The 13,267-nt window shown below is 74.4% G+C and carries 12 protein-coding genes; 7 read left to right on the top strand and 5 right to left on the bottom strand.

The window, feature by feature from the left end; all coding sequences use genetic code 11:
* Positions 1-3: 3 nt before the first annotated feature.
* A complete protein-coding gene (locus tag AB0C84_RS29730; protein WP_361072929.1) occupies positions 4-1,239 on the bottom strand; it encodes a NarK/NasA family nitrate transporter in 1,236 nt (411 codons plus the stop codon).
* A gap of 174 nt (positions 1,240-1,413) precedes the next feature.
* Between AB0C84_RS29730 and AB0C84_RS29735 the strand changes: the two genes are divergently transcribed.
* Positions 1,414-4,266, top strand: a complete 2,853-nt coding sequence (locus AB0C84_RS29735; RefSeq protein WP_361072932.1) for an FAD-linked oxidase C-terminal domain-containing protein — start codon at positions 1,414-1,416, stop codon at positions 4,264-4,266.
* A gap of 13 nt (positions 4,267-4,279) precedes the next feature.
* On the opposite strand, the gene AB0C84_RS29740 is transcribed toward AB0C84_RS29735, so the two are convergent.
* The gene (locus tag AB0C84_RS29740) at positions 4,280-5,026 is read right to left on the bottom strand and encodes an IclR family transcriptional regulator (RefSeq protein WP_258944243.1); all 747 of its coding nucleotides are present in this window, start codon (positions 5,024-5,026) and stop codon (positions 4,280-4,282) included.
* 95 nt (positions 5,027-5,121) lie between these two features.
* Here AB0C84_RS29740 and AB0C84_RS29745 point away from each other — a divergent pair, with 95 nt between their 5' ends.
* From AB0C84_RS29745 to dmpG, 3 genes are read left to right on the top strand one after another with little or no spacing between them, the layout of a single operon-like run.
* Positions 5,122-5,919: a 2-keto-4-pentenoate hydratase gene (locus AB0C84_RS29745; protein ID WP_361072935.1), complete on the top strand. Its 798-nt coding sequence runs from the start codon at positions 5,122-5,124 to the stop codon at positions 5,917-5,919.
* A complete protein-coding gene (locus tag AB0C84_RS29750) occupies positions 5,916-6,812 on the top strand; it encodes an acetaldehyde dehydrogenase (acetylating) (RefSeq protein ID WP_361072938.1) in 897 nt (298 codons plus the stop codon). The genes AB0C84_RS29745 and AB0C84_RS29750 overlap by 4 nt, the downstream gene beginning before the upstream one ends.
* Positions 6,809-7,840 carry a 4-hydroxy-2-oxovalerate aldolase gene (gene dmpG / locus AB0C84_RS29755; protein WP_179841930.1) on the top strand — a complete coding sequence of 344 codons (1,032 nt, stop codon included), beginning with the start codon at positions 6,809-6,811 and terminating at the stop codon, positions 7,838-7,840. The genes AB0C84_RS29750 and dmpG overlap by 4 nt, the downstream gene beginning before the upstream one ends.
* On the opposite strand, the gene AB0C84_RS29760 is transcribed toward dmpG, so the two are convergent.
* Positions 7,835-8,494: an HAD family hydrolase gene (locus AB0C84_RS29760; protein WP_361072942.1), complete on the bottom strand. Its 660-nt coding sequence runs from the start codon at positions 8,492-8,494 to the stop codon at positions 7,835-7,837. The two genes, dmpG and AB0C84_RS29760, sit on opposite strands and share 6 nt — an antisense overlap.
* Positions 8,495-8,586: 92 nt before the next feature.
* Between AB0C84_RS29760 and AB0C84_RS29765 the strand changes: the two genes are divergently transcribed.
* Entirely contained in the window at positions 8,587-9,177 is a 591-nt protein-coding gene (locus tag AB0C84_RS29765; RefSeq protein ID WP_361072945.1) for a TetR family transcriptional regulator C-terminal domain-containing protein, read from the top strand.
* 7 nt (positions 9,178-9,184) lie between these two features.
* On the opposite strand, the gene AB0C84_RS29770 is transcribed toward AB0C84_RS29765, so the two are convergent.
* Complete coding sequence (locus AB0C84_RS29770; RefSeq protein ID WP_361072947.1) at positions 9,185-10,042, bottom strand: universal stress protein; 858 nt, start codon at positions 10,040-10,042, stop codon at positions 9,185-9,187.
* Between the two features lie 110 nt (positions 10,043-10,152).
* Here AB0C84_RS29770 and AB0C84_RS29775 point away from each other — a divergent pair, with 110 nt between their 5' ends.
* Together AB0C84_RS29775 and AB0C84_RS29780 are read left to right on the top strand one after the other, a co-directional pair.
* Positions 10,153-10,707 (top strand): hypothetical protein, encoded by a 555-nt coding sequence (locus tag AB0C84_RS29775; RefSeq protein WP_361072950.1) that lies wholly within the window; start codon positions 10,153-10,155, stop codon positions 10,705-10,707.
* A 129-nt stretch (positions 10,708-10,836) separates the two neighbouring features.
* Entirely contained in the window at positions 10,837-11,580 is a 744-nt protein-coding gene (locus AB0C84_RS29780; RefSeq protein WP_361072953.1) for an aquaporin, read from the top strand.
* A 189-nt stretch (positions 11,581-11,769) separates the two neighbouring features.
* On the opposite strand, the gene argG is transcribed toward AB0C84_RS29780, so the two are convergent.
* A complete protein-coding gene (gene argG / locus AB0C84_RS29785; protein WP_179841934.1) occupies positions 11,770-13,218 on the bottom strand; it encodes an argininosuccinate synthase in 1,449 nt (482 codons plus the stop codon).
* Positions 13,219-13,267 lie beyond the last annotated feature (49 nt).

A 13,267-nucleotide genomic window follows, 5' to 3' on the forward strand; every position in this document is an offset into this window, starting at 1 on the left:
TCCCTATGCGTCCCGGCGGGCCGGCACGGCGCGCCGGACGACCGTGGCGGTGAACAGCGCGGCGGCCGCGGCCACGAGCGCGAGCAGCACGAGTCCGGCGGCGTAGGAGCCGTAGGCGCCGTAGACGAACCCCATGACCAGCGGCGGGACGAACCCGCCGAGGCCGCCCGCGGCGCCGACGACACCGGTGACCGCGCCGACCTTGCTCACCGGGGTGAGCTGCGCGACCAGCGCGAACGTGGCGCCGCTGCCGGCGCCGAGCGCGGCGGCCATGGCGAGGAACGCGATCGTCCCGAGCGGCATCAGCGGCGGCGCGAACGACTGCGCCGCCGCGCCCGCCACCGTCACCGCCAGGGCCGCCGTCATCACCCGGGCGGCGCCGACCCGGTCCGACAGCCACCCGCCGATCGGGCGCATCACCACCGCCAGCAGGACGAACCCCGCCATCCGGTTGGCGGCGTCCGACTGCGACAGCCCGTACTGCGTCTTCAGATACGTGGGCAGGTACACCGAGAACGCGACGTAGCCGCCGAACGCCACGGCGTAGAGGGCCGACATCTGCCAGGTCACGCCCATCCGGGCCGTCGCGACCAGCCGTTTCGCGAGCGGCTCGGTCGGCGCGGTGCGCCCGGGGGCCTCCCGCAGGACGAGCCACGCGACGGCCGCGTACACGGCGAGCAGCACGGCCATCACCACGAACGGGAACTCCGTCCCGTACCTGTCGACCTCCTTGACGGTCGTCAGCGCGCTGATCGCGGTGCCGCCCATCCCGGCGCCGAAGATCCCGACCGCCAGCCCGCGCCGCTGGGGCGGGAACCAGGCGTTGACGAAGGGGACCCCGACCGCGAACGTCGTGCCGGCGATGCCGAGGAAGAACCCGCCGACGAGCAGCGACGCCAGCGAGGAGTGCCCGGCCAGGCCCAGGTAGAGGACGGGCACGATGGTGAACAGCGAGACCGCGGGGAACATCACCCGGCCGCCGAACCGGTCGGTCAGGGCCCCGACCGGGATGCGCCCGAGCGAGCCCACGACCACGGGCACGGCCACGAGCAGGGACTGCTCGAACGACGAGAGATCCAGCGAGTCCTTGAACCGTGGCCCCAGCGGGCTCAGCAGCGCCCACGCCCAGAAGTTCACCGCGAACCCGATCGTGGCCACCGCCAGCATGACCATCGGCCGGCCGCCGCCCACCCCGGTTTCCGCGGGCCCCGCTTCCGCCGTCCGACGTGTCCCAGTCACCGTGACCTGCCTCCGTCAGCCCGATTTCGGTGGGCCTTCCCTGTGCGCCGAGCGGATAACCATGATCGGTTCCGCCGCACCACCCTCGTGGAGCGCGGTGACGCGCGGTAGGGACCTTGGTCCCGACGAAGGCCCCGCGAGGGCGCGGGCCCGCGATGACCTACCGTGGTCACCGTGACCGACCATCGTGAGCACGGCGAGCTGCTGGAGGCGCTGCGGGCGGCCGGGGTCAGCGGGGTGGACGACTCGGCGCTCGCGCGGTCCCTGTACTCGTCGGACGCCTCCCTGTACCGGGTGCCGCCGCGGGTCGTGGTGACGCCCCGCGAGGCGGGCGAGCTGCCGGCCGTCCTCGCGGTGTGCCGGGACGCCGGGGTGCCGCTCACGATGCGGGGCGCCGGGACGTCCATCGCGGGGAACGCGGTCGGGCCCGGGGTCGTCGCCGACGTGAGCCGGCACCTGAACCGCGTGCTGGAGATCGACCCGGAGGCGGGGACGGCGCTGGTGGAGCCCGGCATCGTGCAGGCGGACCTGCACCGGGCGGCGGCGGAGCACGGGCTGCGTTTCGGGCCCGACCCGTCCACCCGGACGCGCGCCACGCTCGGCGGGATGATCGGCAACAACGCGTGCGGCTCGCGGGCGCTCGGCTACGGGCGCACGAGCGACAACGTGCTCGGCCTCGACGTCGTCACCGGGTCCGGGGAGCGGCTGCGGCTCGGCGACGTGCCGGGGGCGCGGCCCGGCAGCGTCCTGCTGGAGCGGCTGCGGGGGCTGGTCGGCGAGAACCTGGCCCTCGTGCGGACCGAGTTCGGGCGGTTCGGCCGGCAGGTCTCCGGATACTCGCTGGAGCACCTGCTGCCGGAGCAGGGCTTCGACGTCGCCCGCGCGCTGGTGGGAAGCGAGGGGACGCTCGCGCTGACGCTCGCGGCACGGGTGCGGATGGTCCGGGAGCCCGCGCACCGGGCGCTGGTGGTGCTCGGGTACGGGTCGATGGCCGAGGCCGCCGACGCCGTCCCGGCGATCCTGCCGCACGGCCCGGTCGCGTGCGAGGGACTGGACTCGCGGATCGTCGACGTCGTGCGGGAGCGGCGAGGCGCCGCCGCGGTGCCGCCGCTGCCGTCCGGGTCCGGGTGGCTGCTGGTGGAGCTGGCCGGCCCCGAGGCCGGGGCTCTGCGTTCCACGGCGCGCGAGATCGTCGCCGATTCCGGTTGCGCCGACTCGGCGCTCGTGGAGGACATGGCGCTCGCCGACGCGCTGTGGCGGATCCGCGAGGACGGCTCCGGGCTCGTCGCGCGCACGCCCTCCGGCGAGCAGGCGCACGCCGGGTGGGAGGACGCGGCGGTCCCGCCCGAGCGGCTCGGCGCCTACCTGCGGGAGTTCGAGGCGCTGCTGGCCGGCTACGACCTGTTCGGCGTCCCGTACGGGCATTTCGGCGACGGGTGCATCCACGTCCGGATCGACTTCCCGTTCGGGCGGACCGGCGGGACGCGCGTCTTCCGGGACTTCCTGAACGAGGCGGCGGCGCTGGCGGCGCGGCACGGCGGCACCATGTCCGGCGAGCACGGCGACGGGCGGGCCCGCAGCGAGCTGCTGCCGCACATGTACTCGCCCGAGGCGCTGGCGCTGTGCTCGGCCGTCAAGGACGTCTTCGACCCGGACGACGTGCTCAACCCCGGCATCATCGTCCGCCCCGCGGCCGTGGACGCCGACCTGCGCGCCGTGCAGACGATCCCGCTGGACCGGGGCCTCGGCCTCGCCTACCGGGACGACCGGGGCGACCTGTCCCGTGCCGTGCACCGCTGCACCGGTGTGGGCAAGTGCCGCGCCGACAACACCGGGTCGGGCGGCGTGATGTGCCCGTCCTACCTGGCGACCCGGGAGGAGAAGGACTCCACGCGCGGACGGGCCCGGGTGCTCCAGGAGGTCGTCAGCGGGAAGCTCGGCCCGGACGGCTGGAAGTCCGACGCCCTGCACGACGTCCTCGATCTGTGCCTCGCGTGCAAGGGCTGCGCGTCCGACTGCCCGACCGGCGTCGACATGGCCTCCTACAAGGCGGAGGCGCTGCACCGGCGGTACCGGGGGCGGATCCGGCCGCGCTCCCACTACGCGCTCGGCCGGCTCCCGCGCTGGACGCGGCTCGCCGCCCGGGCGCCCGCGGCGATCAAGGCGGTGAACGCGGCGATGCGGTCGCGCGCGCTGAAGCCGCTGCTCGCCTGGGGCGCGGGCATCGACGGGCGGCGCACGCTGCCCGCGCTCGCGCCCGTGACGTTCCGGCGCTGGTTCGCCTCCCACCGAAGCCCGCGGGGCCGCAACGGCGACGTGGTGCTGTTCGTGGACAGCTTCACCGACGCGTTCTCCCCGGAGGTGGGCCGGGCGACCGTGCGGGTGCTGGAGCACGCCGGCTACCGCGTCACGGTGACCGAGCGCCCCGTGTGCTGCGGGATCACGTGGATCTCCACCGGTCAGCTGGACGGTGCGCGGGCGCAGGCGCGCCGCACCGTCCGCGCGCTGCTCCCCCACGTGCGTCGCGGCGCAAGGGTCGTCGGCATGGAGCCGTCCTGCACCGGGGTGCTGCGGTCCGACGCCGAGGAGCTGCTGAGGGGCGTGGACGCGGCCGCCGCCCGCGAGGTCGCCGCCGCGACCCGCACCCTGGCCGAGCTGCTCGCCGAGACGCCGGACTGGACGCCGCCCGACCTGTCCGGCGTCACCGGGATCGCGCAGCCGCACTGTCACCACCACGCCGTCATGGGCTGGGCGAAGGACGCCGACCTGCTACGCAAGGCGGGCGCGGACGTCGAGCGGCTCGGCGACTGCTGCGGGCTGGCCGGCAACTTCGGCGTCGAGAAGGGCCACCACGAGGTGTCGGTCGCCGTCGCCGAGCAGCGGCTGCTCCCGGCCGTCCGCGCGGCCGGGGAGGACGCGGTGGTCCTGGCCGACGGGTTCAGCTGCCGCACGCAGCTGCGCGGGCTGGCGCGGCGCGACGGCGAGCACCTCGCCGAGCTCCTGGCCCGCCGCCTGCCGGAGGGCTGACCGTCGGGAGCCCCTAGCCGCCCAGCGTGCGCGACAGGGTGAGCGCGGCGGTGTGGACGGCCGGCGCGACCGCGGCGAGCCGCATCCGCGTCGCCCAGCCCGACACCGACAGCGCGCCGAGGACCAGGCCGTCCGGGCCGAGGACGGGGCTGGCGGCGCAGACGATGCCGCTGCCGGACTCCTCCCGGTCGTAGGCGACGCCCTCCCGCCTGATCGTCTCCAGTTCCCGGGCGAGCAGCCCCGGCGCGGTCACGCTGCGCTCGCCGACCTTGACCAGCTCCGACTCCAGCACGCCCTTGACGACCTCCGGCGGGGAGAACGCGAGGATCGCCTTGCCCACCCCCGTCACGTGCGCGGGCAGCCGCCCGCCCACCTGCGACGGCAGCCGCGGGCCGCCGGAGGAGCCGAGGATCTCCACGTAGACGACCTCGCCGCCCTCCAGCACCGCGAGATGGACGGTCTGCCGGGTCGCCTCCCGCAGGTCCGACATGTAGGGGACGGCGGCGTCGCGCAGCACCCGCTGGCGCGGCACCCGCTGCCCGATCTCGAACAGCCGCAGGCCGAGCCGCACCCGCGGGCCCCGGCGCTCCAGCAGCCCGGCGTCCACCAGGTCGAGGGCGATGCGGTGCGCGGTCGACTTCGGCAGGCCGCTGCGGCGGGCCAGCTCGGCGGCGCCCAGGCCGTCGTCCTCCGGGCGGAACGCCGACAGCACCGCGACGACGCGGCGCAGGAAGCTCTCCTCGGACGGGACGGGCGGCATGAAACCAGTGTCCCACCACGCGGGACGTCCGCGTTGCCCGCGGGGCCCCGGGCGGGAGAGGCTCGGCCTGCCCATACGAACGAAAGGACGGCCCCATGGACCCGGGTTCAGTGGAGAAGGCCGCGGCCGCGCTGCTCGACGCGTACGCCACCGGCACTCCCATCGCGCCGCTGACGAAGGACCATCCGGACATGTCGGTGGCCGACGCCTACGCGGTCCAGCTCGCCCAGGTCACGGCGTGGACCGCCGCCGGAGCGCGCGTCAAGGGCCACAAGGTCGGCCTGACCTCGGCGGCGATGCAGCGCCAGATGGGCGTGGACCAGCCGGACTTCGGCGTGCTGCTGGACACGATGTTCCTGCCGGAGAGCGCCCCGATCGACACCGGCCGGTTTCTGCAGCCCCGGATCGAACCGGAGATCGCGTTCGTGCTGGGCCGCCCGCTGGCCGGGCCCGGCGCCACGGCGGCGGACGCCGTCGCGGCCGTCGACTACGTGCTGCCCGCGCTTGAGGTGATCGACTCCCGCATCGCGGACTGGAAGATCACCCTGCCGGACACGATCGCGGACAACGCCTCCAGCGGCGGCGTGGTGCTCGGCACCCGCCCGGTCCGCCTGGACGACCAGGACCTGTCGCTGATGGGCTGCCTGCTGCGCCGCGACGGCGACCTGATCGACACCGGCGCGGGCGGCGCGGTCCTCGGATCGCCGATCAACGCGCTGGTCTGGCTGGCCAACGTCCTCGGCGAGCGCGGCGTGAGCCTGGAGGCCGGGCACGTGGTGCTGCCCGGCTCCATCACCGCGGCCGTGCCGGTCGCGCCCGGACAGACGCTGACGGCGACGTTCGCCGGAATCGGTTCCGTGACCGCTCGGTTCGGAAGGAGGGAACAGGCATGAGCAAGTTGACGGCGGCGATCGTCGGGCCGGGGAACATCGGCACCGACCTGCTGGTCAAACTCCAGCGCAGCGAGCTGATCGACGTCCACTCGATGGTCGGGGTGGTGCCGGAGTCCGACGGCCTGGAGCGCGCCCGCAGGATGGGCGTCGAGGCGTCGGCGGAGGGCGTGGACTGGCTGCTGAAGCAGCCCGTGCTGCCCGACCTGGTGTTCGAGGCGACGTCGGCGAAGGCCCATCTGGCCAACGCGCCCCGCTACGAGGAGGCGGGGATCACGGCGATCGACCTGACGCCGGCCGCGGCGGGCCCCCTGGTGTGCCCGCCGGTGAACCTGGACTCGCTCTCGGACGCCCCCAACCTCAACATGATCACCTGCGGCGGCCAGGCGACGATCCCGATCGTGCACGCGGTGTCCTCGGTGGTGCCGGTGCCGTACGCCGAGATCGTCGCGTCGATCGCGTCCCGCTCGGCCGGGCCCGGCACCCGCGCGAACATCGACGAGTTCACCGAGACCACGGCCCGCGCGATCGAGCAGGTCGGCGGCGCCGGGCGGGGCAAGGCGATCATCATCCTCAACCCGGTGGACCCGCCGATGATCATGCGGGACACGGTGTTCTGCGCGATCCCGTCCGACGCCGACACCAAGGCCGTCTCCGAGTCGATCGAGAAGATGGTCGCGGAGGTCGCCGCCTACGTGCCCGGCTACACGCTGCGCGTCGAGCCGCAGTTCGACGAGCCCCGCGACATCTGGAACGGGATGGCCCGCGTCGCGGTGTTCCTGGAGGTGCGCGGCAACGGCGACTACCTGCCTGCGTGGGCCGGCAACCTCGACATCATGACCGCGGCCGCCGCCAGGGTAGGCGAGCAGCTCGCGCGAAGGAAGGCCTCCTCATGAGCGACGTCACCGAGAAGATCCGGATCACCGACTCGACGCTGCGGGACGGCAGCCACGCGATGGCGCACCGCTTCACCGAGGAGCAGGTCCGCGGCGTCGTGCACGCCCTGGACGCCGCAGGGGTCGAGGTCATCGAGGTCACCCACGGCGACGGTCTCGGCGGATCGTCCTTCAACTACGGCTTCTCGCTGGAGGACGACGTTAAGCTCGTCGCCGCCGCCGTGGACGAGGCGACCCGGGCCAAGATCGCCGTCCTGCTGCTGCCGGGCCTCGGCACGGTCCACGACCTGAAGATGGCGCACGACGCGGGCGCGTCCGTCGCCCGCGTCGCCACGCACTGCACCGAGGCGGACGTGTCGCTGCAGCACTTCGCCGCCGCCCGCGACCTCGGCATGGAGACCGTCGGGTTCCTCATGCTGTCGCACCGGGTGGGCCCGGAGGAGCTGGCGCGGCAGGCCCGGATCATGGTGGACGGCGGCGCGCAGTGCGTCTACGTCGTCGACTCCGCGGGCGCCCTCGTCCTCGGTGAGGCGCAGGAACGGATCAGCGCGCTGGTCAAGGAGATCGGGCACGAGGCGCAGGTCGGCTTCCACGGCCACCAGAACCTCTCCCTCGGCGTCGCCAACTCCGTCCTGGCGCAGCAGAACGGCGCCCGGCAGATCGACGGCGCGCTGTGCGCGCTCGGCGCGGGGGCGGGCAACTCCCCCACCGAGGTGCTGGTCGCGACGTTCGAGCGGCTCGGCGTCCCGACGGGCGTGGACGTGCAGGGCGCGCTGGCGGCGGCCGACGACGTGGTGAAGCCCTTCCTGCACCGGCTGCCGTTCGCCGACCGCGGCGCGATCACGCAGGGGTACGCGGGCGTGTACTCCAGCTTCCTGCTGCACGCCGAGCGGGCCGCCGAGCGCTACGGCGTCCCGGCGCACGAGATCCTGCAGAAGGTCGGCGAGGCCGGCTACGTGGGCGGCCAGGAGGACATGATCATCGACGTGGCGCTGCAGCTCGCCGCCGAGCGCGACCGCGCGTCATAGCGCGAGCGGGCCGCGGTCCAGATCGTCCAGGAGGGCGCGGGGGTCGTCGTAGACGGCCGCCGCGCCCGCCCGCTCCAGTTCGGCGCGGCTCCAGCCGCCGGTGAGCACGCACACGCACGGCATCCCCGCCCGCCGGGCCGCCTCGACGTCCCAGCGCGTGTCGCCCACGAACACGGCCCGCTCGGCGGGCACCGCGGCCCGTTCCAGGGCCAGCCGGACGAGGTCGGGCGCCGGCTTGGTCGCCTCCACCTCCGAACCGGAGGTGGCCTCGTCGATCGCGTCGTCGGCGTCCAGCGCGGCGCGCAGCGCCCTCAGCTCGGGCGCGGCGGCCGAGCTGGCGAGCACGACGCGGTTCCCGCGCCCGGAGCAGGCCCGCAGCAGGTCGGCGGCGCCGTCGAAGGCCTGGAGCCGCGACCAGTACTGCGCGTACAGGGCCGTGTGCGCCGTGCGGATCCCGTCGTCGGCGTCCCGGTCCCGGTCGTCGGGGAGCAGATGGTCCAGCAGCTTGTCCGACCCCATGCCGACCGCCCGGTGCACGTCCGCCATGGGGACGGTGTGCCCGTGCTGGAGGAACGCCTGCCACCAGGTGGCGGCGTGCAGGTAGTTGGTGTCGACCAGCGTGCCGTCGACGTCGAAGAGCACCGCATCGATCATGCGGCGGCCCTACCCCGTCCGGCCCCGGGGAACCGGGGACGCGCGATGATCTCGATGGTTGCAGGGTGCAAGCGTTGGGATAGCGTGGCGTGATGACCCACGAGGAGCCCCGCGCGTCGACGCCCCGCGGCCTGGCACGCCGGGAGCAGCTCGTGGGCATCGGTCTCGACCTGCTCGCCGAGGGCGGCTGGGCCGCACTCACGGCCCGGGCCGTCGCGGACCGGGCCCGGATCCGGCCGGGGCTCCTGCACCACTACTTCAACGGGCTGCCGGGGCTGCACGTCGCCGTCGCTCAGCGGGCCAGCGAGACGATCGTCGACCCGGTGGTGGACGCGCTGGTCGCCGCGCCGGACACCGAGGCCGCGCTGCGGGCGCTGCGCGAGCGCGTCCTGGAGATGCTCGCCGGGGAGCGCAACCTCAGGCTCGCCGCCGAACTGCTGGTCCGGGCGCTGCGCGACCCGCGGATGGGCGCCGAGCGGCGGGACTGGGCGCGGGACGTGCGGGCCCGCATCGCCGCGCGGCTGGAGCACCTGCGCCCCGGCTGGCCCGCCGAGCGCCGCGAGGGCACCGCCATGCTCTTCACCGCGGTGCTGGACGGCCTGATGCTCCAGCTGATCCTCGACCCCGACCTGCCGGCCGACCCCGCCCTGCACGCGACCGAGGCCCTGGCCGGCGATCCCTGACCGGCGCTCAGTCCGGGCGCGCGGGGACGATCGCGACGGCGCGGCGGGCCCGCCGGAGCACCGCCGTGCTGGTCGAGCCCAGCGGGGCGATCCCGGCGCCCCGGTCGCCGAGCACCAGCAGCCCGGCGTCGTCCGCGGCGCCGAACAGCGCCTCCAGGGGGCGTTCCAGCAGCAGGGAGACCCGGATGTCGAGCTCCGGGTACCGCGCGCGCCAGGGCGCCACGGCCGCCTCCAGCTCTCCCGCGCGCGTCTTCTCCAGCAGCTCCCTGTCGTGGAACAGCGCCAGCTCGTCCGCGTCGACCGCGGCGGGCTCCCAGCACGCGTACAGCACGCGCAGCTCCCACCGGCGCAGCGCCGCCTCGGCGGCGGCGAAGCCCAGCGCCGGGTCGCACCAGCTCGTCCCGTCCGCGCCCGCGACGACCCGGCGGGGGCCCGCCCCGTCCTTGACGACGACCATCGGGCGGGAGGAGCGCGCCGCGAGTTCCAGCACCCCCGCGCCCTCGTCCAGCCGCTCGGGGGCCCCGACCACCGTCAGCTCCGCGTCGCGGGACTCGCGCAGCAGCGCGCCGCGGGCAGGGCCGCGGACGAGGCGGCCGCGCACCGCGCCGGCCGCCCCCAGTTCGCGGGCGCGCCGCGTTCCGCGCTCCAGCAGGTTCTTCCCCGCCCGCCTCATGACGGCCTCGCCGTGTGGGTCCTCGTGCCCCTCCGGGTAGGGCCAGTGCCAGCAGTGGCACACCACCAGGTCGAGGCCGCGCAGCCGGGCCTCCTCGATCGCCCAGCGCAGCGCCGTGTCGTTCTCCGACGTCCCGTCGTAGCCGAACAGGACGTGCTTCTGGTCGTCGCTCTCCACGCCCGTCATGTCCATGTCCTCCTCCTGCCAGTCTGCGCGTTCCGCCGCGGCACCAGAAGAGGCGCGTCCCCGACCGCTTCCCGGAGCCATTAATGTCACGGACGAAGGAGGAAGAGGAGGAGGCAATGAGAAGGCTTGGACGGGTCCGCCGCCGTTTCGGCTTCGACCGCAACGACCTGCGGCGCGCCGTCGACCGCCGCCAGTGGGCGGTCGGCGTCGCCGCCGCGGTGCTGTTCACGGTGCTCGCCCCGCCCGCGTCCGTGCTCCTGGCCGTCGACGCCTACCGCAGCGGCGTCCGGGCCGAGCACCGCAACGTCCACCGCGTCACGGCGCAGGTCGTCCACACCGACTCCCAGGGCGGCGCGGGCGTGCGGCACACCTACGCCGAGCTGGCCTGGACGTCCCCCGACGGCCGGACGCGGACCACCGTCGTCCCCGCCGACAAGTCCGTCAGGCCGGGCATGGAGCAGCGCGTCTGGGTGGACGCGGCGGGCGATCCCGTCCAGCACCCCCAGACCCGCACCGCCACCCTGGCCACCACCGCCGTCGCCGCGGCCACGGCCGCCCTCGCGGTGGGGGTCCCCCTGCTGGCCGCCTACCTCCTCGCCCGCCGCCGCTGCGACCGCCGCCGCGACGCCCTCTGGGACGAGAGCTGGACCAGCCTGGCGCAGCACGCCTGACCGGCGCGGCGCGCCTGACCGGTTCCCCAAGCCGTCCCCATTTCTGGGTCACGGCGATCACCCTGAGACGATCTTCCTCGCCCGCGGGGGTAGGCCGACGGCATCGGATCCTCGGGGGAAGGGGAGAACGTGTTCAGGAGGATCGCGGCGGAGCTCGTGGGCACGCTGCTCCTGGTGTACTTCGCGGTGGGAGTGGCGACCCTGTCGTTCGGCTTCGGGGTCGCCGGGCGCAGCCTCTCGGCGGGCGTCGTCGCGACGGCGCTGGCCTTCGGCCTGGTGCTCCTCGTCCTGGTCTACGCGATCGGGCCGATCTCGGGCTGCCACATCAACCCGGCCGTCACGCTGGGCGTGCTTCTCGCCCGCCGGATCCCGCCGATCGACGCCGCCGGCTACTGGCTCGCCCAGTTCGCCGGCGGCATCCTGGGCGCGCTCCTGCTCTGGGCGACCTTCTCCGGCTCGCCGCTCTACTCCCGCTCCGTGACCGGCCTCGGCGCGGACGGGTGGGGCGACGCCAGCCTCATCCGCGTCGACATGGGCGGGGCGTTCCTGACCGAGGTCGTCCTGACCGCCCTGTTCGTGTTCATCGTGCTGTCCATGACGAGCACGGCCGCCATCCCGTCGGTCGCCGGGGTCGGCATCGGCCTCGCCCTCACGACCGTCCACCTCATCGGCATCCCGATCACGGGGACATCGGTCAACCCGGCCCGCAGCCTCGGCCCGGCCGTCGTCCTCGGCGGGACGGCGCTGTCGCAGGTGTGGCTGTTCATCGTCGCGCCCCTGGTGGGGGCCGTGGTGGCCGCGGCGCTGCACAGCTTCGTCGGGCCACCGGAGAAGGAGACCCCGCTTCCCCCCGTAGAGGACGAGGCCCCCTAGCTGTGTTTCAGAGTCCCGGCCCGCTTCGCTCGCCTGGCGGCTCGCTACGTGACCGGGGCTGGGCGAACGCGGCATCGCTTCGCGATCTGCCCGGTGCAGCTCGCCTCCGGCTCCGCCGCACCGGGCAGGTCACGCGTTCGCGCGCGACCGAGACCAGGCCCTAGCTCCCTATGGTGGCCCGGGCGCGGGTCAGTCGGTGCCGAACTCCATGGCGGCGCGGTCGAGGACCTCGGCGTCACGGGAGTCCTTGCCGCGGGAGGCGATCGCCTCGGCGCCGCCCGCCGGCATCGCGCCGATCAGCCCGGTGGAGGCCGCCTGCGCGGCGCCGATCAGGGCCGGGTGCGAGCTGCCGACCATGCCGAGCCCGGCGTACTGCTCCAGCTTGGCGCGCGAGTCGGCGATGTCGAGGTTGCGCATCGTCAGCTGCCCGATCCGGTCCACTGGGCCGAACGCGGAGTCCTCGGTGCGCTCCATGGACAGCTTGTCGGGGTGGTAGCTGAACGCGGGCCCGGTGGTGTCGAGGACGGAGTAGTCCTCGCCGCGCCGCAGCCGCAGGGTGACCTCGCCGGTGACGGCCGTCCCCACCCAGCGCTGCAGCGACTCGCGCAGCATCAGCGCCTGCGGGTCGAGCCAGCGCCCCTCGTACATGAGCCGGCCGAGCCGCCGCCCTTCGCTGTGGTAGGTGGCGAGGGTGTCCTCGTTGTGGATCGCGTTGACGAGCCGCTCGTAGGCCGCGTGCAGCAGCGCCATGCCGGGCGCCTCGTAGATGCCGCGGCTCTTGGCCTCGATGACGCGGTTCTCGATCTGGTCGGACATGCCGAGGCCGTGCCGCCCGCCGATGGCGTTGGCCTCCAGCACCAGGTCGACGGCCGACCCGAACTCCTTGCCGTTGATCGTCACCGGGCGGCCCTGCTCGAAGCCGATCACGACGTCCTCGGCGGGGATCTCCACGGCGGGGTCCCAGAACCGCACGCCCATGATCGGGTCGACGGTCTCGATCCCGGCGTCGAGGTGCTCCAGCGCCTTGGCCTCATGGGTCGCGCCCCAGATGTTGGCGTCGGTGGAGTAGGCCTTCTCCGTGCTGTCCCGGTAGGGCAGGCCGCGGGCGAGCAGCCACTGCGACATCTCCGTGCGGCCGCCGAGCTCGGTCACGAAGTCGGCGTCGAGCCACGGCTTGTAGACCAGCAGGGACGGGTTGGCCAGCAGCCCGTACCGGTAGAACCGCTCGATGTCGTTGCCCTTGAACGTCGAGCCGTCGCCCCAGATCTGGACGTCGTCCTCCAGCATGGCGCGGACCAGGAGGGTCCCCGTCACGGCCCGTCCGAGCGGGGTGGTGTTGAAGTAGCTGCGGCCGCCGGAGCGGATGTGGAACGCGCCACAGGCCAGGGCGGCGAGCCCCTCCTCCACGAGGGCGGCCCGGCAGTCGACCAGGCGCGCGACCTCCGCCCCGTACTTGGCGGCGCGGCCGGGCACGGAGGCGATGTCGGGCTCGTCGTACTGCCCGATGTCGGCGGTGTAGGCGCACGGCACCGCGCCCTTGTCGCGCATCCACGCGACCGCCACCGAAGTGTCGAGGCCACCGGAGAAGGCGATCCCGACGCGCTCACCGACGGGCAGGGAGGTCAGCACTTTGGACATGAGCACAAGTATGCACACTCCTGCATGAACATGCAACGTGGGGGCGGCG

Origin of the sequence: Actinomadura sp. NPDC048955, assembly GCF_040649435.1 — a bacterium.
Taxonomy (GTDB): Bacteria; Actinomycetota; Actinomycetes; order Streptosporangiales; family Streptosporangiaceae; genus Spirillospora; species Spirillospora luteofluorescens.